At 61.9% G+C, this 19291-nt stretch carries 16 protein-coding genes; 13 read left to right on the top strand and 3 right to left on the bottom strand.

Annotation, left to right across the window (positions count from 1 at the left end; genetic code table 11):
• Positions 1-111: 111 nt before the first annotated feature.
• From dgcB to CWR53_RS20890, 4 genes are all read left to right on the top strand, one after another.
• The gene (gene dgcB, locus CWR53_RS20905; protein ID WP_100852397.1) at positions 112-2067 is read left to right on the top strand and encodes a dimethylglycine demethylation protein DgcB; all 1956 of its coding nucleotides are present in this window, start codon (positions 112-114) and stop codon (positions 2065-2067) included.
• Positions 2067-3299 (top strand): electron transfer flavoprotein subunit alpha/FixB family protein, encoded by a 1233-nt coding sequence (locus CWR53_RS20900; RefSeq protein WP_100852396.1) that lies wholly within the window; start codon positions 2067-2069, stop codon positions 3297-3299. The genes dgcB and CWR53_RS20900 overlap by 1 nt, the downstream gene beginning before the upstream one ends.
• Positions 3300-3309: 10 nt before the next feature.
• A complete protein-coding gene (locus tag CWR53_RS20895) occupies positions 3310-4080 on the top strand; it encodes an electron transfer flavoprotein subunit beta (RefSeq protein WP_058602965.1) in 771 nt (256 codons plus the stop codon).
• A gap of 658 nt (positions 4081-4738) precedes the next feature.
• Positions 4739-5605 carry an RHS repeat-associated core domain-containing protein gene (locus CWR53_RS20890; RefSeq protein ID WP_100852395.1) on the top strand — a complete coding sequence of 289 codons (867 nt, stop codon included), beginning with the start codon at positions 4739-4741 and terminating at the stop codon, positions 5603-5605.
• Between the two features lie 34 nt (positions 5606-5639).
• Here CWR53_RS20890 and gbcA read toward each other — a convergent pair whose 3' ends face one another.
• Entirely contained in the window at positions 5640-6932 is a 1293-nt protein-coding gene (gbcA, locus tag CWR53_RS20885; RefSeq protein ID WP_100852394.1) for a glycine-betaine demethylase subunit GbcA, read from the bottom strand.
• Positions 6933-7226: 294 nt separating this feature from the next.
• On the opposite strand from gbcA, the gene gbcB reads away from it, so the two are divergent.
• From gbcB to CWR53_RS20865, 3 genes are all read left to right on the top strand, one after another.
• Positions 7227-8327 (top strand): glycine-betaine demethylase subunit GbcB, encoded by a 1101-nt coding sequence (gbcB, locus tag CWR53_RS20875; protein WP_100852393.1) that lies wholly within the window; start codon positions 7227-7229, stop codon positions 8325-8327.
• Positions 8328-8532: 205 nt separating this feature from the next.
• Positions 8533-8763 (top strand): hypothetical protein, encoded by a 231-nt coding sequence (locus tag CWR53_RS20870; RefSeq protein WP_100852392.1) that lies wholly within the window; start codon positions 8533-8535, stop codon positions 8761-8763.
• Positions 8760-9062: a cell division protein ZapA gene (locus tag CWR53_RS20865; protein ID WP_100852391.1), complete on the top strand. Its 303-nt coding sequence runs from the start codon at positions 8760-8762 to the stop codon at positions 9060-9062. Before CWR53_RS20870 ends, CWR53_RS20865 begins: the two co-directional genes overlap by 4 nt.
• Positions 9063-9172: 110 nt before the next feature.
• Here the strand turns inward: CWR53_RS20865 and CWR53_RS20860 are convergent, their stop codons facing one another.
• The gene (locus tag CWR53_RS20860) at positions 9173-10213 is read right to left on the bottom strand and encodes a low specificity L-threonine aldolase (protein ID WP_100852390.1); all 1041 of its coding nucleotides are present in this window, start codon (positions 10211-10213) and stop codon (positions 9173-9175) included.
• Between the two features lie 382 nt (positions 10214-10595).
• Between CWR53_RS20860 and CWR53_RS20855 the strand changes: the two genes are divergently transcribed.
• From CWR53_RS20855 to purU, 6 genes are all read left to right on the top strand, one after another.
• On the top strand, positions 10596-11849 hold the full coding sequence (locus CWR53_RS20855; protein WP_058602972.1) for a serine hydroxymethyltransferase: 1254 nt from the start codon (positions 10596-10598) through the stop codon (positions 11847-11849).
• A gap of 15 nt (positions 11850-11864) precedes the next feature.
• Positions 11865-13115 carry a sarcosine oxidase subunit beta family protein gene (locus CWR53_RS20850; RefSeq protein WP_058602973.1) on the top strand — a complete coding sequence of 417 codons (1251 nt, stop codon included), beginning with the start codon at positions 11865-11867 and terminating at the stop codon, positions 13113-13115.
• A gap of 14 nt (positions 13116-13129) precedes the next feature.
• Complete coding sequence (locus tag CWR53_RS20845) at positions 13130-13465, top strand: sarcosine oxidase subunit delta (RefSeq protein WP_027913567.1); 336 nt, start codon at positions 13130-13132, stop codon at positions 13463-13465.
• Entirely contained in the window at positions 13462-16479 is a 3018-nt protein-coding gene (locus CWR53_RS20840; protein ID WP_100852389.1) for a sarcosine oxidase subunit alpha, read from the top strand. The genes CWR53_RS20845 and CWR53_RS20840 overlap by 4 nt, the downstream gene beginning before the upstream one ends.
• A gap of 184 nt (positions 16480-16663) precedes the next feature.
• Complete coding sequence (locus tag CWR53_RS20835; RefSeq protein WP_058602975.1) at positions 16664-17296, top strand: sarcosine oxidase subunit gamma; 633 nt, start codon at positions 16664-16666, stop codon at positions 17294-17296.
• An 11-nt stretch (positions 17297-17307) separates the two neighbouring features.
• Positions 17308-18165 carry a formyltetrahydrofolate deformylase gene (gene purU / locus CWR53_RS20830; protein ID WP_100852388.1) on the top strand — a complete coding sequence of 286 codons (858 nt, stop codon included), beginning with the start codon at positions 17308-17310 and terminating at the stop codon, positions 18163-18165.
• A gap of 68 nt (positions 18166-18233) precedes the next feature.
• Here the strand turns inward: purU and CWR53_RS20825 are convergent, their stop codons facing one another.
• Positions 18234-19121: an RHS repeat-associated core domain-containing protein gene (locus CWR53_RS20825; RefSeq protein ID WP_100852387.1), complete on the bottom strand. Its 888-nt coding sequence runs from the start codon at positions 19119-19121 to the stop codon at positions 18234-18236.
• Positions 19122-19291: the final 170 nt, after the last annotated feature.

Genomic DNA, 19291 nt, shown 5'->3' with positions numbered 1-19291 from the left:
CACGGATGCTGGGGCCGCTCCGCAGCCCTTTCGCGGCAACAGGCCGCTCCTACAGGGGCCCGCGCTGGCCTTCGGGGTGGCGCAAGAATCTAGCTGTTGTGGGAGCTTCCCATGTTGAACACCCTTCTACCCATCCTGCTGTTCGCCGCGCTCGGGCTTGCCGTGCTCGGTGCGCTGCGCCGTGTGAACATGTGGCGCCGTGGCCGGCCCTCCAAGGTGGACCTGGTCGGCGGCCTGCTGGCCATGCCGCGCCGCTACCTGGTGGACCTGCACCATGTGGTCGAGCGCGACAAGTACATGTCCAACACCCACGTGGCCACCGCTGGTGGTTTCGTGCTCTCGGCGCTGCTGGCGATCCTGGTGCACGGTTTTGGCCTGCAGAGCAAGATCCTGGGTTACGCCTTGCTGCTGGCCACGGTGATCATGTTCACCGGCGCCATCTTCGTCTTCAAGCGTCGCCTGAACCCGCCTTCGCGCCTGTCCAAGGGCCCGTGGATGCGCCTGCCCAAGAGCCTGCTGGTATTTGCTGCCAGCTTCTTCATCGCCACCTTGCCGGTGGCCGGTATTCTGCCGGCCAACACGGGCGGCTGGGTGATGGTCGGCATTCTGGGCCTGGGCGTGCTGTGGGGCGTGTCGGAGCTCTTCTTCGGCATGACCTGGGGCGGGCCCATGAAGCACGCCTTCGCCGGTGCCCTGCACCTGGCCTGGCACCGGCGCGCCGAGCGTTTCGGTGGCGGCCGCTCGACCGGCCTCAAGCCGTTGGACCTGGAAGACCCACGTGCGCCGCTTGGCGTGGAAAAGCCGGTGGACTTCACCTGGAACCAGCTGCTGGGCTTTGACGCCTGCGTGCAATGCGGCAAGTGCGAGGCCATGTGCCCGGCCTTCGCTGCCGGCCAACCGCTGAACCCGAAAAAACTCATCCAGGACATGGTCGTCGGCCTGGCCGGTGGCACTGACGCCAAGTTCGCCGGCAGCCCTTACCCCGGCAAGCCGATTGGCGAGCATGGTGGCCATCCGCACCAGCCGATCGTCAACGGCCTGGTGGATGCCGAGACACTTTGGTCGTGCACCACTTGCCGCGCCTGCGTTGAAGAGTGCCCGATGATGATCGAGCACGTCGATGCCATCGTCGATATGCGCCGCCACCTCACCCTGGAAAAGGGCGCCACCCCGAACAAGGGTGCCGAGGTGCTCGACAACCTGATTGCCACTGACAACCCCGGTGGTTTCGCCCCGGGTGGCCGCATGAACTGGGCTGCCGACCTGAACCTCAAGCTGCTGTCCGAGGTGAAGAGCACCGAGGTGCTGTTCTGGGTGGGCGACGGCGCGTTCGACATGCGCAACCAGCGCACGCTGCGTTCGTTCGTCAAGGTACTCAAGGCTTCGGGTGTGGACTTCGCCGTGCTGGGCCTGGAGGAGCGCGACAGCGGCGACGTGGCGCGCCGCCTGGGTGACGAAGCGACGTTCCAGCAACTGGCCAAACGCAATATCCAGACCCTGGCCAAGTACAAGTTCCAGCGCATCGTCACCTGCGACCCGCACAGCTTCCATGTACTCAAGAATGAATACGGCGCACTGGGCGGCAACTACCAGGTGCAGCACCACAGCACCTACATCGCCGAGCTGATTGGCGCCAACAAGCTCAACCTGGGTCAGCACAAGGGCGGCAGCGTCACCTACCACGATCCGTGCTACCTGGGCCGCTACAACGGCGAGTACGAGGCGCCTCGCGAGGTGCTCCGCGCGCTGGGCATCGAAGTTCGCGAAATGGAGCGCTCGGGCTTTCGCTCACGTTGCTGTGGCGGGGGCGGCGGTGCGCCGATCACTGACATCCCTGGCAAACAGCGTATTCCCGACATGCGCATGGACGACATCCGCACCACCGAAGCCGAAGTGGTTGCCGTGGGCTGCCCGCAGTGCACGGCCATGCTTGAAGGGGTAGTAGAGCCACGGCCGCTGATCAAGGACCTGGCCGAACTGGTGGCCGATGTACTGATCGAGGAAGAGGCCCAGCCAGCGGCTGCCAAGCCTGCGAAATCCAAACGTGAACCTGCGGAGGTGCATTGATGAGCGACATCATCCGCCGCGACCCTCGCGCCGAGTGGATCGCCCGTAACCGTCTGCATCCGCTGCATGCAGCCATGCAGACGCAACAGACCAGCTGGATGGGGCCCAACGGCCTCGTGCGCAAGAACCCGCACGCCAGTGCAGCAGGCTTCATCGGCCCCAACGGCCTCAAGCGCATCGACCGCTCGGGGGCCCAGCAGGGCACCAGTGGTGGCGCACGCCGTAGCGCTGCGGCCGAAGTGCAGTTGCCGCTGCACCAGGTGCCAGAGCCTGCGTTCTACATTGCCGTAGTACCGGACATGATCGGCGGACGCCTGGGTAGCCACGACCGCGACCTGCTGGGCCTTGCTCACGGGCTGGCGGGCAGTGATGGTGCGGTGCTGGCAATCGTGTTCGGCGAGCACAAGGAAACCAACTTTGCCGGCGCAGGCGTGGACCGCTTGCTGGTCATCGAAGGCGAGGCGTATCAAGGGTATGCACCGGAGCAGTTGGTGCAGGGCCTGCGCGCTGTCGACAACCAGTTCGCTCCGCGCCACTGGCTGCTGCCAGACAGCCGCACCGGCGGTGGCGAGCTCGGCCGACGCCTGGGTGCTGCGCTGGGCGAGCGCCCGGCAACACGCGTCTGGCAGGTCAAGGACGGGCAGTGCATCGGCCGCGCCGGTGCGGGCCAGCAAGACATGCAACGCGCGCTGCCACGCCTGATCCTGGCTGCGGCCGAATGTGCAGAGCCTGTCAGCGAAACCCGTCACGAGGCTTTGCCGGTCGAGTTGTCCGGCAGTGTGGCGCGCAGTATCTCGCGCATCGAGGACCTGGGCTCGGTGGCCGTCGACCCGGCCAAGATCGCCATGGCCGAAGCCGAGTTCATCGTATCCGGCGGTAACGGTGTCAAGGACTGGGCCCTGTTCCACAAGGCGACCACGGCACTGGGCGCGACCCAAGGCGCATCGCGAGTGGCGGTGGACGATGGCCACATGCCGCGTGATCGCCAGGTCGGCGCCACGGGTACGTGGGTAACGGCTCGGGTGTACATGGCGGTAGGTATCTCTGGCGCGATCCAGCACCTGCAGGGCATCGGTGCGTGCGACAAAGTGGTGGCGATCAACATGGATCCGGGTTGCGACATGATCAAACGCGCCGACCTGTCGGTGATTGGCGACAGCGCGGCGATTCTTCAGGCACTGATCGACGCTGTGGAGCAGTTCCGCAACGGCGCCCAGCGTGACGCGGCATAAGGGCACGAGCATGAGTACGAAAGTCATCAGCCTGGTTTCGATCGGTGCGCACCCCAGTTCCGGCCGCGCCCGTCGCGCCGAGCAGGATGCCCGTGCGGTGGAGCTGGGCTTGCAGCTGGCTGGGGATAACTTACAGGTGGTACATGCCGGCGACCCGCGGGAGGAGGCGCTGCGCGCCTACCTGGGCATGGGCCTGGACCATCTAGACGTGCTGGAACAATCGGCCGGCGCCGATGTGCTGGGCGTGCTGGGTGATTACCTGCGCGATGCTGGCGCCCAATTGGTGCTGACCGGTAGCCAGGCCGAGACCGGTGAAGGGTCGGGCATGCTGCCGTTCCTGCTGGCCGAGAAGCTGGGCTGGCCGCTGGTGGTGGGGTTGGCCGAAGTGGAGTCGATAGAAAACGGCACCGCTCAGGTGCTGCAGGCTTTGCCACGCGGTCAGCGGCGCCGGTTGAAGGTGCGCCTGCCACTGTTGGCGACTGTGGATAACGCAGCGCCCAAGCCCCGCCAGAGCGCCTTCGGCCCGGCGCGTCGCGGTGTGCTGGCGGCACGCAATGTAGCGATCGTCGAGGATGAACTGCTGGCTGACGCCGAGCTGCAACCGGCACGGCCACGGCCCAAGCGGCTGAAGGTGATTAAGGCCAAGAGCGGCGCGGACCGGATGAAGGCAGCTACCGCCAAGGCCAGCGGTGGCGGCGGCAAGGTGCTGAAGGATGTTTCGCCACAGGAAGGCGCCGAGGCCATCCTCAAGCTGCTGGTGGAGGAGGGGGTGTTGCGCTGAGCCTGACTACGCTTTTTGCAGGAGCTCGCTGGCAAGGCCGCTCCTGCGTCTATGTCAGTTGCGTTTAAGATTTTGCCCACTAAATCTGTTCGCCAAGGTGTGGATAAAGTGTTGGCGCTTCGCTACAACCCAAGATTTGCGTGGCTTGTGGCGAAGTGGGTGAAAAATGATCAGGTATTGTCAGCTGAGCTGAGCTGAGCTAGTGGCGTTTAGGGGGCCAATTTGCCCACAGTGACGGTTAACCGGCCTGTGGATAAACTGTTTGGTATTGGCTGTATGCCTCCTAAATCAAGGGTCAGATGAGATTGATCAAAAAATATCCAAAAACCCCGGAATACCGCCGCTAATCCAGATGAATAAGGTCTCGGGTCGTTTATCTACAGGACAAATGCCGTGCGTAGTGCCTTCTCTCACATTCTCTGTTGGCGTCTCTGTGGACAAAGTTTATGAACTCCGCTGCAGCCCTTTTTGGTAAGGGTTTCGTGGTTATGATCAAAATTTGATCGATGACTTGAGAATTAGCTTGCATCTACTGAAAGCACAGTTCGCCGCTGCATCTTGCAATGCTTGTGGGTAAGTCTCGGCGCCTGGCATTTTTGATAGTTTCCAGAACTCTCGCAGTTGGATAGCTTGGAGCATCACCTAAGGTTGAGCTTCCATGATGCCTGTGAATACTGCAAATCCTGTCGCCAGGGGAGCAAAGTCGTATACACCGTATGGTGCTAATCGGGCGATTGACGCAGATCTGCTCGGCTTTGCGGGTCAGGCTCTCGACCCCCTGACTGGCTGTTACCACCTCGGAAATGGCCGGCGAGCCTACAACCCGGCGATTATGCGGTTTTTATCCCCTGACCCGATGAGCCCGTTCTCCAAGGGTGGGCTGAATACCTACGCCTATTGTGCAGGCGATCCTGTCAACCGGTTCGATCCCAGTGGGGAAAACTGGCTGAGCAGGTTCATTAGCGGCGTCAGCATCTTTTCAAGTTCGGTAACCCTGGGCGGAGCTGTTACCCGAACGGCCAGGAATGTGGTCACACGCTTGCACAGCCAGCATACAAATGCGATCTACGTCGAGCCGAGCCTTAGGTCGCGTATTGGCAATACCAGCCTGTTCTATACCGGAGCGATGGGCATTGGCAGCACAGTGCTGAGCGGTGTCGAACAAGGGTGGATTGGCAATGTGTTGGCCAGCCAAGGGCAACGTCTGGGTGTTGGCAATGCCATTGGCAATATCAGTGGAGGCCTGTTTTCCAACGCTGAGGCGGCACAGGCCGTATGGCGCGGGTTGGGGCAGCCGGGAGTGTCGGCGGGCAGGGTTGCCTGGCAGACGGCCTATGAAGTCACAGGCGTGAAGATGATTGCTGAAGGGGTGTCCTACTTGTGGGGCGGAGTCAGGGCGCTGGGAGGAAGGATCGCTTCCAGCTATCGGGCAGCTGCGGAAACATGGCGGAGCTGGGGAGCTGGCATGCCGCCGAGCGCCCCACCTGAAGAGCGAAGGGATAGCGTTAGAGAAACCTCCTTGTGACACGGCGAAGAGCCGTGCCACAAGGAGGCAATCATTACTGCGCCTGCACTTCCTTCAGATACGGCGCCGGCTCCGCTCCAAGGTTGTTCAACACCCGCTGGCTGTACCAGTCGATGAAGTTGACCACGCCGAACTCGTAAGTCTTGGAATACGGGCCTGGCTGGTACGCGGTGGAGTTGATCCCGCGCTGGTTCTCTTCTGCCAGGCGACGGTCCTGGTCGTTGGTGGCGTCCCACACCTTTCGCATGTTCTCAGGGTTGTAGTCCACACCTTCGACGGCATCCTTGTGCACCAGCCACTTGGTGGTGACCATGGTTTCCTGGGCACTGATCGGCCACACGGTGAACACGATCATGTGATCGCCCATGCAGTGGTTCCAGGAGTGCGGCAGGTGCAGGATGCGCATCGAGCCCAGGTCTGGGTTCTTGATGCGGCCCATCAGCTTCTGGCAGGCCTGCTTGCCGTCCATGGTCATCGAGACCGTGCCCTTGAGCAGCGGCATGCGCACGATACGGTTACGCAGGCCGTGGCTCTTGTGCAGGTACGGGATCTTCTCGGCTTCCCAGGCGGCAGCAGAGGCGGCCACGTGGTCCTTGAATTCCTGGCTGGCGCGTGGGTCGTTGGTGTCGTCCCATTCCAGCAGGGTCTGCAGCAGCTCCGGGTGCGAGCCATTGCAGTGATAGCATTCACGGTTGTTTTCCAGCACCAGCTTCCAGTTGGCCTTTTCCATCAAGGTGGTCTGCACCGCCACCTTGGCGTTTTCCATGTCGTACGGTTCCATGTAGTGGTCCAGGGTGGCCAGGAACTCGTCGATGGCTGGCGGGTTTTCCGCCAGGCTGATGAAGATGTAGCCGCCCGCGACCTTCACGTTCACAGGCTTGAGGCCGTACTGTTTCATGTCGAAGTCGGCGCCCATCTCGGTGCCGGCGAACAGCAGGCGGCCGTCCAGTTCGTAGGTCCACTGGTGGTAAGGGCACACCAGCTTGGCCACCTTGCCTTTTTCGCTGACGCACAGGCGCGAGCCGCGGTGACGGCACACGTTGTGGAACGCATGCACCTTGCCCTCGGTACCACGCACTACAATGATCGGGTTCTTGCCGATCTGCAGCGTGAGGTAATTGCCCTTCGCCGGGATCTCGCAGGTCATGCCGGCGATCAGCCACTCCTTGTGGAAAATCTCCTGCATGTCGATCTGGAACAGACGCTCGTCGGTGTAGAACGGCTGGGGCAGCGAGTAGGTGCGCTCGCGGTTCTGCAGCATCTGGGCAGTCGCCTTGCGTGCAGGTTCAAGTGGATCGCCCAGGCTCAGGGTTGCGGTGACGTCCATCGTGTATTCCTCGGGGCCGTGTGCGGCCGGCAAAAGGTGGCTAATCGTTGTTGTGGTGCCGCAAGGCTGTTAACCATGAACAGCGTGTTGTTTTGCGGTGGAGTGTGCGTCCGAAGGCGGCGTGAACCGTATCCATGGGCGACATGGCCGATTTGAATTACGACGCCGCAACCCTTGTCGTGCGGGGCTGGTCGCGATAAGTACGCCGATGTCGCTGGCAGGAATGTTCAAGGTCGCAAGCTTGAGCATCATCCGAGCCATAAAAAGGCCAACTGTCGGCTGCTGGAGATGAACATGTCCGAAACCTTCCTCAATCCGGTCACTACCCAGACCTGGGCCAACGGCCGCCACATCGTGCGCTGCGTCAAGGTCATCCAGGAGACCTGGGACGTGCGCACCTTCTGCTTCATGGCAGACCAGCCGATCATGTTCTTCTTCAAGCCCGGGCAATTCGTGACCCTGGAGCTGGAAATCGAAGGCAAGCCGGTCATGCGTTCCTACACCATATCCAGCTCGCCTTCGGTGCCCTACAGCTTCTCCATCACGGTCAAGCGCGTACCCGGCGGACTGGTGTCCAACTTCCTGCATGACACCATGCACGAAGGTGCCGAGCTGCCGGTACACGGACCTGTGGGGCTGTTCAACGCCATCGATTTTCCAGGCGCCAAGGTGCTGTACCTGTCTGGCGGCGTGGGCATCACCCCGGTCATGTCGATGGCCCGCTGGTTTTATGACACCAACGCCAATGTCGACATGGTCTTCGTTCACAGTGCCCGTTCACCCAAGGACATCATCTACCATCGCGAACTGGAGCAGATGGCGTCCCGCGTGCCCAATTTCAGCCTGCACATCATCTGCGAGAAGCATGGCCTGGGCGAGCCTTGGGCGGGCTACCGTGGCTACCTGAACCAGCGGCTGATGGAGCTGATCGCGCCGGACTACATGGAGCGTGTGGTGTTCTGCTGTGGCCCGACCCCTTACATGACGGCGGTCAAGCGCATGCTCGAGGCTGTCGGCTTCGACATGAACAATTACCACGAGGAGTCGTTCGGGGCGACGCCAGCCGAAGCCAAGGCCGATGCGGTCGAACACGCCGAAGCGGCCGCCGATGCACCGGAAGTGGACGCCGCCGACCTCAACCTGGTGGAGTTCATCGGCAGCGAGAAGAGCATCCGCATCGCCCCCGGCGAAACCGTGCACGCTGCAGCGGCCAAGGTCGGACTGATGATCCCGAAAGCTTGCGGCATGGGCATTTGCGGTACCTGCAAGGTGCTCAAGCTGGGCGGCGAAGTCGAAATGGAGCACAACGGCGGTATCACCGAGGAAGATGAAGCCGAGGGGTACATCCTGTCGTGCTGCAGCGTGCCGAAAGGGGATGTGCGCATCGACTACTGAGTTTCTGGCACGGCCTTGGATCTGTCAGGGGGGCTGCCGTGCAGCTCCCTGTGTTTGACTGACCGATGGTTGACTCAGGTCGGAACAAGAGGGGGGTTACCCTGTCAATGTGCGGGGTAGAAACCTTGTGAATCCGATATTTAATGGCGATGGGCAACGGTTTTCTTTATCGTGTGCGCCCCTCGCAACAACCTGAGATAGACCCATGCTTGAAGCTTCCCTCAATCAACTCGAGCAACTGGTCAGCGACCTGATGCAAAAGAACGCTCAACTCACCGAGCAGAACAACGCACTCGGCCAGCAACTGGCCCAGGCAAACGAAGAGAACGAAACCCTGCAGCTGTCCTTGATGGAGCAGGAAGAAAAGAACGGCGCCACCGCTGCCCGTATCCAGGCGTTGGTCGAGCGCGCCAGCGCGGGTGTCGTCAACGCATGAACCTGCAAGCGCAGCCGGTCAATGTCGTGTCGATTCTTGGCAACGACTATTCGATCAAGGCGCCCGAAGGCCAGGAAGAAACCTTGGCGCACGCGGTGCGTATGTTGAACACGGCCCTGGCCGAGACCAAGCGTTCGTATCCGACGTTGATCGGCGACAAGCTGCTGGTGCTGGCAGCCTTGAACCTGTGTTCGAAGCAGGTTGAACTGCAGAAGGAGCATCAGCAGACGCTTGCCCGGACCCAGGCGCAGATCGACGCCACCGTCGACGCGATCGTTCGGACCATGGCCGAGCAGTGAGAGGTCGTTGGCCAAGCCAAGTGGGGAGCGGCTAACCTCGCCCCCACGCTTCACGGTTTTCCCCAGTTGCTCAATGACTGAGTTTCAGGTGAAGCCGACTGGCAGAAGTATCAAGTGCCGGTGATGGCCCGGATGTCTGCTGCCAGCTCGCGCACACGTTCTTCCTCAGTGTCCCAGGAGCACATGAACCGCGCACCGCCGCTGCCGATGAAGGTATAGAAGCGCCAGCCCTTGCCTCGCAAGGCCTCGATCACCGGTTCGGGCATTTGCAGGAACACCCCGTTGGCTTCCACTGGGAACATCAGTTCGATGCCTGGCAAATCACTCACCAGTGATGCCAATAATTGGGCGCAGTGGTTGGCATGCTTGCCGTGCCGCATCCAGGCACCGTCTTCGAGTATCCCGACCCAAGGCGCAGACAGAAACCGCATCTTCGAAGCCAATTGCCCGGCTTGCTTGCAACGGTAGTCGAAGTCTTCGGCCAACTGCCGGTTGAAGAACAAGATGGCTTCCCCGACGGCCATGCCGTTCTTGGTGCCGCCAAAACACAATACGTCGACGCCGGCTTTCCAGGTCAGTTCGGCCGGGCTGCAGCCCAGGAAAGCGCAAGCATTGGTAAAGCGCGCGCCGTCCATGTGCAAGTTAAGGCTCAATTCCTTACAGGTGGCGCTGATCGCCTTGAGTTCGTCGGGGCGGTAGACGGTGCCGACTTCCGTGGCTTGCGTGAGCGTGACCACGCGCGGCTTTGGATAGTGGATGTCCTGGCGCTTGAGCGCCACTGCGCGGATCGACTCGGGGGTGAGCTTGCCGTTGGTACTGGGGGCGGTAAGCAGCTTGGAGCCGTTGGAGAAAAATTCCGGGGCGCCGCACTCGTCTGTTTCGACATGCGCGGTCTCCGAGCAGATCACGCTGTGGTAGCTCTGGCACAGCGAGGCCAGGGCCAGCGAGTTGGCGGCGGTGCCGTTGAAAGCGAAGAACACTTCGCAGTCGGTTTCGAACAAGGCCCGAAAGTATTCCGAAGCGCGCGCCGTCCATTGATCGTCGCCGTAGGCGCGGTCGTGGCCGTGGTTGGCTTTTTCCATCGCAGACCAGGCTTCCGGGCAGATGCCGGAATAGTTGTCGCTGGCGAATTGTTGGCTCTTATCTGTCATGACACTGTCCTGTGAACGACGCAGGACAGCACTCTAAACCATCGATTCAGCGGTTGACTATACAACCCCGATACCCATGCGTTTCAAGCGCATTTGTTCACGGGCTTCGCTGTATCCAAATCCAGGCAGGCGTGCCGAAGCGTCAGGTCAGTGAGCTTGGCCCGATGAAGAAACGGGCCGTGGCCTGGCGGGTGTTCAGGCCAGCGCCCCCCAACGCAAGCCGTACGTGTGGTCAGTGTGATCGGGACGCTGACCAATGTCGTAAACGCGCCATTGCAAGGCGTGCGCAGGCATCTGGCACACCCCGGCCAGCCCTACCATCGCCACAAAGGGTCAAAGTGAACCCTCCGAACAAAAAATGATCGCTGCCGGGAGATACAAGATGTTCAGCAAGCAAGACCAGATTCAAGGTTACGACGATGCACTGCTGGCGGCGATGAGTGCCGAAGAGCAGCGTCAGGAAGACCACATCGAGCTGATCGCCTCGGAGAACTACACGTCCAAGCGCGTGATGCAGGCCCAAGGCAGCGGCCTGACCAACAAATACGCCGAAGGCTACCCAGGCAAGCGCTACTACGGTGGCTGCGAGCATGTCGACAAGGTCGAAGCGCTGGCCATCGAGCGCGCCAAGCAGCTGTTCGGTGCCGACTATGCCAACGTCCAGCCCCACTCCGGCTCCTCGGCCAACAGCGCGGTGTACCTGGCGTTGCTGCAGCCTGGCGACACCATCCTGGGCATGAGCCTGGCCCATGGCGGCCACCTGACCCACGGCGCCAAGGTGTCGTCTTCGGGCAAGCTGTACAACGCCGTGCAGTACGGCATCGACACCGATACCGGCCTGATCGACTACGACGAAGTCGAGCGACTGGCGGTCGAGCACAAGCCTAGAATGATCGTCGCGGGCTTCTCGGCCTACTCCAAGACCCTGGATTTCCCGCGTTTTCGCGCCATCGCCGACAAAGTCGGGGCGCTGTTGTTCGTGGACATGGCCCACGTGGCCGGCCTGGTCGCTGCGGGCCTTTACCCGAACCCGATCCCGTTCGCGGACGTGGTGACCACCACCACCCACAAGACCTTGCGCGGCCCGCGTGGCGGCCTGATCCTGGCCAAGTCGAACGAAGAGATCGAGAAGAAACTCAACGCTGCCGTCTTCCCGGGCGCCCAAGGCGGCCCGCTGATGCACGTGATCGCCGGCAAGGCGGTGTGCTTCAAGGAAGCGCTTGAGCCTGAGTTCAAGAGCTACCAGAAGCAGGTCATCGAAAACGCCCAGGCCATGGCGCAGGTGTTCATCGAACGCGGCTATGACGTGGTTTCCGGTGGCACCGACAACCACCTGTTCCTGGTCAGCCTGATTCGCCAGGGCCTGACGGGCAAAGATGCCGACGCTGCCCTGGGCCGCGCGCACATCACCGTCAACAAGAACGCCGTACCCAACGACCCGCAATCGCCGTTCGTGACCTCGGGCCTGCGCATCGGCACCCCGGCGGTCACCACCCGTGGCTTCAAGGTCGCTCAATGCGTGGCCCTGGCCGGCTGGATCTGCGACGTGCTCGACAACCTCGGTGACGCTGACGTCGAAGCCGATGTGGCCAGCAATGTCGCGGCGCTGTGCGCAGATTTCCCTGTTTACCGCTGAGTGGAGTCCCACACCATGCAACGTTACTCGGGCTTCGGCCTTCTCAAGCACTCCCTCAGCCACCACGAGAACTGGCAACGCATGTGGCGTACGCCGACACCGAAGAAGGTGTACGACGTGGTCATCGTCGGCGGTGGCGGCCACGGTCTGGCCACGGCCTACTACCTGGCCAAGGAACACGGCATCACCAATGTCGCGGTGATCGAAAAAGGTTACCTGGGCGGCGGCAACACCGCCCGTAACACCACCATCGTGCGCTCCAACTACCTGTGGGACGAGTCGGCCCACCTCTACGAGCACGCCATGAAGCTGTGGGAGGGCCTGTCTCAGGACCTCAACTACAACGTGATGTTCTCCCAGCGCGGCGTGTACAACCTGTGCCATACCCTGCAGGACATGCGTGACTCCGAACGCCGGGTCAGCGCCAACCGCCTCAATGGCGTCGATGGCGAGCTGCTCAATACCGCCCAGGTCGCGGCCGAGATTCCGTACCTGGACTGCTCCAAGAACACCCGTTACCCAATCCTGGGTGCTACCGTACAGCGCCGTGGCGGCGTTGCCCGTCACGATGCCGTGGCCTGGGGTTACGCCCGTGCCGCCGACGCCCTGGGCGTGGATTTGATCCAGCAGACCGAAGTGACGGGTTTCCGCAAGGAAAACGGCGCGGTCATCGGCGTGGAAACCACCAAGGGCTTCATCGGCGCCAAGCGCGTGGGCGTGGTCACGGCAGGTAACTCCGGCCACATGGCCAAGCTGGCCGGCTTCCGCCTGCCGCTCGAATCGCACCCCTTGCAGGCACTGGTTTCCGAACCGATCAAGCCCATCATCGACAGCGTCATCATGTCCAACGCCGTGCACGGCTACATCAGCCAGTCGGACAAAGGTGACCTGGTGATCGGTGCGGGTATCGACAGCTGGGTCGGCTATGGCCAGCGTGGTTCTTACCCGGTGATCGAGCACACCTTGCAGGCCATCGTCGAGATGTTCCCCAACCTCTCGCGTGTGCGCATGAACCGCCAATGGGGCGGCATCGTCGACACCTCGCCGGACGCCTGCCCGATCATCACCAAGACCCCGGTCAAGAACATGTTCTTCAACTGCGGATGGGGTACTGGCGGCTTCAAGGCGACCCCAGGTTCGGGCAACGTCTTCGCCGCGAGCCTGGCCAAGGGCGAGATGCACCCACTGGCCGCGCCGTTCTCCATGGACCGCTTCTACAACGGCGCCCTGATCGACGAACACGGCGCTGCCGCCGTCGCCCACTAACCGGAGACACCGTCATGTTGCATATTTTCTGTCCCCACTGCGGCGAGCTGCGCTCCGAAGAAGAGTTCCACGCCTCTGGCCAGGCGCACATTGCCCGCCCGCTGGACCCCAACGCCTGCTCCGACCAGGAGTGGGGCACGTACATGTTCTACCGTGACAACCCGCGCGGTATCCACCACGAACTCTGGGATCACGTTGCCGGCTGCCGTCAGTATTTCAACGTCACCCGTAACACCGAAACCTACGAGATCCTGGAAACCTACAAGATTGGCGAGAAGCCGCAAGTCAGCGCCCGTGAACACACACCGGCGCGCTCGGCTGCTGTAAACGAACGGGGAGTCAACGTATGAGCCAGACCTATCGCCTCGCCAGCGGCGGCCGTATCGACCGCAGCAAGGTGTTGAACTTCACCTTCAACGGCAAGACTTACCAGGGCTATGCCGGCGACAGCCTGGCAGCGGCCCTGCTGGCCAACGGCGTCGACATCGTTGGCCGCAGCTTCAAGTACTCGCGTCCGCGCGGCATCATTGCCGCAGGCACCGAGGAGCCGAACGCCATCTTGCAGATCGGCTCCAGCGAAGCCACCCAGATCCCCAACGTGCGCGCCACCCAGCAAGCCCTGTATTCGGGCCTGGTCGCCACCAGCACCAATGGCTGGCCGAACGTCAACAATGACGTCATGGGTATCCTCGGCAAGGTGGGCGGCAGCATGATGCCGCCGGGCTTCTACTACAAAACCTTCATGTACCCCAAGTCGTTCTGGATGACGTACGAGAAGTACATCCGCAAGGCAGCCGGCCTTGGCCGCGCGCCGCTGCAGAATGATCCGGACAGCTATGACTACATGAACCAGCACTGCGACGTGCTGATCGTCGGTGCAGGGCCCGCAGGCCTGGCGGCGGCCCTTGCCGCTGCGCGCAGCGGTGCTCGCGTGATTCTGGCGGACGAGCAGGAGGAGTTCGGTGGCAGCCTGCTGGACACCCGTGAAACCCTCGACGGCAAGCCGGCCGCTGAATGGGTCAGTGGCGTCATCAAGGAGCTCGAAGGCCTGCCGGAAGTAACCTTGCTGCCACGCGCCACGGTCAACGGCTACCACGACCACAACTTCCTGACCATCCATGAGCGCCTCACCGACCACCTGGGCGACCGTGCTCCGCTCGGTCAGGTGCGCCACCGCGTGCACCGTGTACGGGCCAAGCGTGTGGTACTGGCCACCGGCGCCCATGAGCGCCCGCTGGTGTATGGCAACAACGACGTGCCGGGCAACATGCTGGCCGGCGCCGTTTCGACCTACGTTCGTCGCTACGGCGTGGCACCAGGCCGCAAGCTGGTGCTGTCGACCAACAACGACCACGCCTACCGTACCGCGCTGGACTGGCACGATGCTGGGCTGCAAGTGGTGGCCATCGCCGATGCGCGCCACAACCCACGTGGCTCGCTGGTCGAAGAAGCGCGCGCCAAGGGTATTCGTATCCTCACCTCCAGTGCCGTCATCGAAGCCAAGGGCAGCAAGCACGTCACCGGCGCTCGTGTGGCGGCCATCGATGTGCAGGCCCACAAGGTCACCAGCCCTGGTGAAACCCTCGAGTGCGACTTGATCGCCACCTCCGGGGGCTATAGCCCTGTGGTTCACCTGGCTTCGCACCTGGGTGGCCGTCCGGTATGGCGTGAAGACATCCTGGGCTTCGTGCCGGGCAATGCCCCGCAAAAGCGCGAGTGTGTTGGCGGCATCAACGGTGTCTACCCGCTGGGCGATGCCATTGCCGACGGCTTCGAAGGCGGCGTGCGTGCAGCCACCGAAGCAGGCTTCAAGGCGAGCGTAGGCACCTTGCCGAAAACCGTTTCGCGCAAGGAAGATGCCACCCTGGCGCTGTTCCAGGTGCCACACGACAAGGGCACCGCCCGTGCGCCGAAGCAGTTCGTCGATCAGCAGAACGACGTCACGGCCGCTGCCATCGAGCTGGCTACCCGTGAAGGCTTCGAGTCGGTCGAGCACGTCAAGCGCTACACCGCGCTGGGCTTCGGTACCGACCAGGGCAAGCTGGGCAACATCAACGGCCTGGCCATTGCGGCGCGTTCGATGGGCATCACCATCCCGCAAATGGGCACCACCATGTTCCGCCCCAACTACACGCCGGTGACGTTCGGCGCGGTGGCGGGCCGTCACTGTGGGCACCTGTTCGAGCCCGTGCGCTTTACGGCCCTGCATGCCTGGCACGTGAAGAACGGCGCCGAGTTCGAGGACGTCGGCCAGTGGAAGCGCCCGTGGTACTTCCCCAAGGCCGGTGAAGACATTCACGCCGCCGTTGCCCGTGAATGCAAGGCGGTGCGTGACAGCGTCGGCTTCCTGGACGCCTCTACCCTGGGCAAGATCGATATCCAGGGCCCGGATTCGCGCGAGTTCCTCAACCGCGTGTACACCAACGCCTGGACCAAGCTCGATGTGGGCAAGGCGCGCTATGGCCTGATGTGCAAGGAAGACGGCATGGTGTTCGACGACGGCGTGACCGCCTGCGTCGGCGACAACCACTTCATCATGACCACCACCACTGGCGGCGCGGCGCGCGTGTTGCAGTGGCTGGAGCTGTACCACCAGACCGAGTGGCCGGACCTTAAGGTGTACTTCACCTCGGTGACCGACCACTGGGCGACCATGACCTTGTCCGGGCCGAACAGCCGCAAGCTGCTCAGCGAGTTGACCGACATCGACATGGACAAGGAAGCCTTCCCGTTCATGACCTGGAAGGAAGGCAACGTCGGCGGTGTGCCGGCCCGTGTATTCCGTATCTCGTTCACTGGTGAACTGTCGTACGAAATCAACGTGCAGGCCAACTACGCCATGGGCGTGCTGGAGCAGATCGTCGAGGCAGGCAAGAAGTACAACCTGACCCCGTACGGCACCGAGACCATGCACGTGTTGCGTGCCGAGAAGGGCTTCATCATCGTCGGCCAGGACACGGACGGCTCGATGACCCCGGACGACCTCAACATGAGCTGGTGCGTAGGGCGCAACAAGCCGTATTCGTGGATCGGCCTGCGCGGCATGAACCGTGAAGACTGCGTGCGTGAAAACCGCAAGCAGCTGGTTGGCCTGAAACCGATCGACCCGAACCAGTGGCTGCCCGAAGGCGCCCAGCTGGTGTTCGATCCGAAGCAGCCCATCCCGATGGACATGGTTGGTCACGTCACTTCCAGCTACGCCGCCAACTCCCTGGGCTATTCGTTCGCCATGGGCGTGGTCAAAGGTGGCTTGAAGCGCATGGGCGAGCGTGTCTACTCGCCTCAGGCCGATGGCAGCGTGATCGAGGCAGAAATCGTGTCTTCGGTGTTCTTCGATCCGAAGGGTGAGCGGCAGAACGTTTGACTCCGGGCCCTTGGGGGAGCAGGCCGGGCCGATCGCCGGCAAGCCGGCTCCCTCAGGCGCGGTGTAGACATCGAGGTTCATGCGCTTCTAGTAGGCGCAGGCTCGCCGGTGATGAGGCCGGCGGAGCTTTCTGGACCGGATGCCTGCATCCCATCGACGAACAAGAATTCTAGGCAGGTATGAAATGAGCGCTATCAACGTCTTCGAGCAAAACCCCGGTGCCTCGGCCAAGGCCGAGTCGCCATTGCACCACGCCGACCTGGCAAGCCTGGTGGGCAAGGGCCGCAACAACGCCGGCGTGACCCTGCGCGAGCGCAAGTTCCTCGGCCACCTGACCCTGCGTGGCAACGGCCATGATCCCGCCTTTGCCGGTGGCGTACACAAGGCCCTTGGCCTGGAGTTGCCGGTGGCATTGACCGTTGTGGCCAGCGGTGACCTGTCGCTGCAATGGGTCGGCCCTGACGAGTGGCTACTGATCGTCCCGGGTGGACAGGAAGTGGCGATCGAGCAAAAGTTGCGCGATGCCCTGGAAGGGCAACACATCCAGGTGGTTAACGTCAGCGGTGGGCAGAGCCTGCTGGAACTGCGCGGCCCGAACGTGCGCGAAGTGCTGATGAAATCCACCAGCTATGACGTGCATCCGAACAACTTCCCGGTCGGCAAGGCTGTCGGCACGGTGTTCGCCAAGTCGCAACTGGTGATTCGGCGCACCGCCGAAGACACCTGGGAGCTGGTCATCCGCCGCAGCTTCTCCGATTACTGGTGGTTGTGGCTGCAGGACGCATCGGCCGAGTACGGGCTGGCCATCGAGGCTTAAGGAGAACTGCCATGAGTCGGGCACCGGATACCTGGATTCTCACCGCCGACTGCCCGAGCATGCTCGGTACCGTCGACGTGGTGACGCGTTACCTCTTCGAGCAGCGCTGCTACGTGACGGAGCACCATTCCTTCGATGATCGGCTGTCAGGGCGCTTCTTCATTCGCGTGGAGTTTCGCGTGCCTGACGGCTTCGACGAAGACTGGTTGCGTGCTGGCCTTGCCGAGCGTAGCGAGGGGTTTGGCATGGCGTTCGAGCTGACGGCCCCCAACCACCGCCCCAAGGTGGTGATTATGGTGTCCAAGGCCGACCACTGCCTGAACGATCTGCTGTATCGCCAGCGCATCGGTCAACTGGGTATGGACGTGGTGGCGGTGGTTTCCAACCACCCCGACCTCGAGCCTTTGGCACACTGGCACAAGATTCCCTACTACCACTTCGCGCTCGATCCCAAAGACAAGCCTGCGCAGGAGCGCAAGGTGTTGCAGGTGATCGAACAGACCGGCGCAGAGCTGGTTATCCTTGCCCGCTACATGCAGGTGCTCTCGCCCGAACTGTGCCGGCAACTCGATGGCCGCGCGATCAACATCCACCATTCACTGCTGCCCGGTTTCAAAGGCGCCAAGCCTTACCACCAGGCGTACAACAAGGGTGTGAAGATGGTCGGGGCCACGGCGCACTACATCAACAACGACCTGGACGAAGGGCCGATCATCGCCCAGGGCGTTGAGGTGGTGGACCATACCTATTACCCCGAGGACCTGATCGCCAAAGGGCGAGATATCGAGTGCCTGACCTTGGCGCGGGCGGTGGGGTACCACATTGAAAGACGGGTGTTTCTCAACGCCAATCGCACGGTTGTGCTTTGATCGAAGTGGGCACTGGCTCGCCCAAGACTGACGTGATGGTTGCAGGCTCGTGCGGGACTGAACGGCAATCACGTATCGCGTATTTTGCGGCCGGTTGCAGGCAGGTCATTCAAAACGTTGTTAAACAGGCCGAGATAGGTACCTACCTCGTGCCGCACGTTTCGGCTGATCTGGGCCTGCAGTCGTTCGCTTGCCTCTTTTTGGCGGACCCCGAGAGGCGGGTTTTCAATCGCTGGCTGGAGCCCCTCGAATTTTGAGGTCTGCATGAAAACGTCCAGGTTTTTTGACGAACGTTTGGCGATAATCGGTTCAAGGGCTGGGCTTGCCTTGCTCAGGTTCTCTAGCGCGCTGGATGGCAGGTTATCCAAGACTTTGTTGATCAAAAGCTCGGCATGCGATGCCAGTTTGCCAGGGATGTCTATCCGAACGGCAGGGCGCCTGCGCAAAGCAGTATTGAATGATGTTCTATAGCCCCGCGTTCGTGTCTTGAACCCAAAGGCATGGCCTGATGGGTCTTCATGGTTAATGGGGTCGCAGCCACAGTATGCGTAGGCGTTCAAGCCGCCTTCATAGAAAGGGCTCAAGCTGTCAGGCGCGCCAAACCGCATCAAAGTGGGCGCGTGCAGCCTGTAGCCATTTCCCAAGAGATAACCTCGTGTAAGGGGATCCAAGCGTTCGCCTTTGAACCCGGCCAGCGTGCACGCAGAGGGATACCATGCGCCATGCCCATAGGCTGTGAAACGAGGAGCAGCATCTTCGCTACTACCCGTCAGTCCCTTCAAGACAGAACCATTGTCGTCGACTGCAAGCAGACACCCCTGCCGTTGTCCGGTCACCCGCTCAGCCAGGAGCATTCCAGCGTTGCGTAACCATTGGCGGTATTGGCCCTGGTGCCTGACTGTTCCAGGCAGACCCTTTTGATAGAAAAGCTCGATGAAATAGACGTGTGTGCTCATTGGCGTCCCTGATCGACTGTGGTCTGAGCCAAGTACCGGCAGGGTGCGTGAAACCAGGGCTTCCGGCTACTGACGAAAATACCAGGTAGTGGCTTGGCTGCGACCGCTCACCCTCCAGGCGGTAGGCGCCGCTAACAGGCATACCCCTGTCGCAACCAGTCACTGCGACA

Source organism: Pseudomonas sp. SGAir0191 (genome assembly GCF_002812565.2).
In the GTDB taxonomy this organism is placed as follows: domain Bacteria; phylum Pseudomonadota; class Gammaproteobacteria; order Pseudomonadales; family Pseudomonadaceae; genus Aquipseudomonas; species Aquipseudomonas parafulva_B.
Note: the sequence above shows the minus strand (reverse complement) of the source record. Positions and strands in the feature narration are given on the sequence as shown.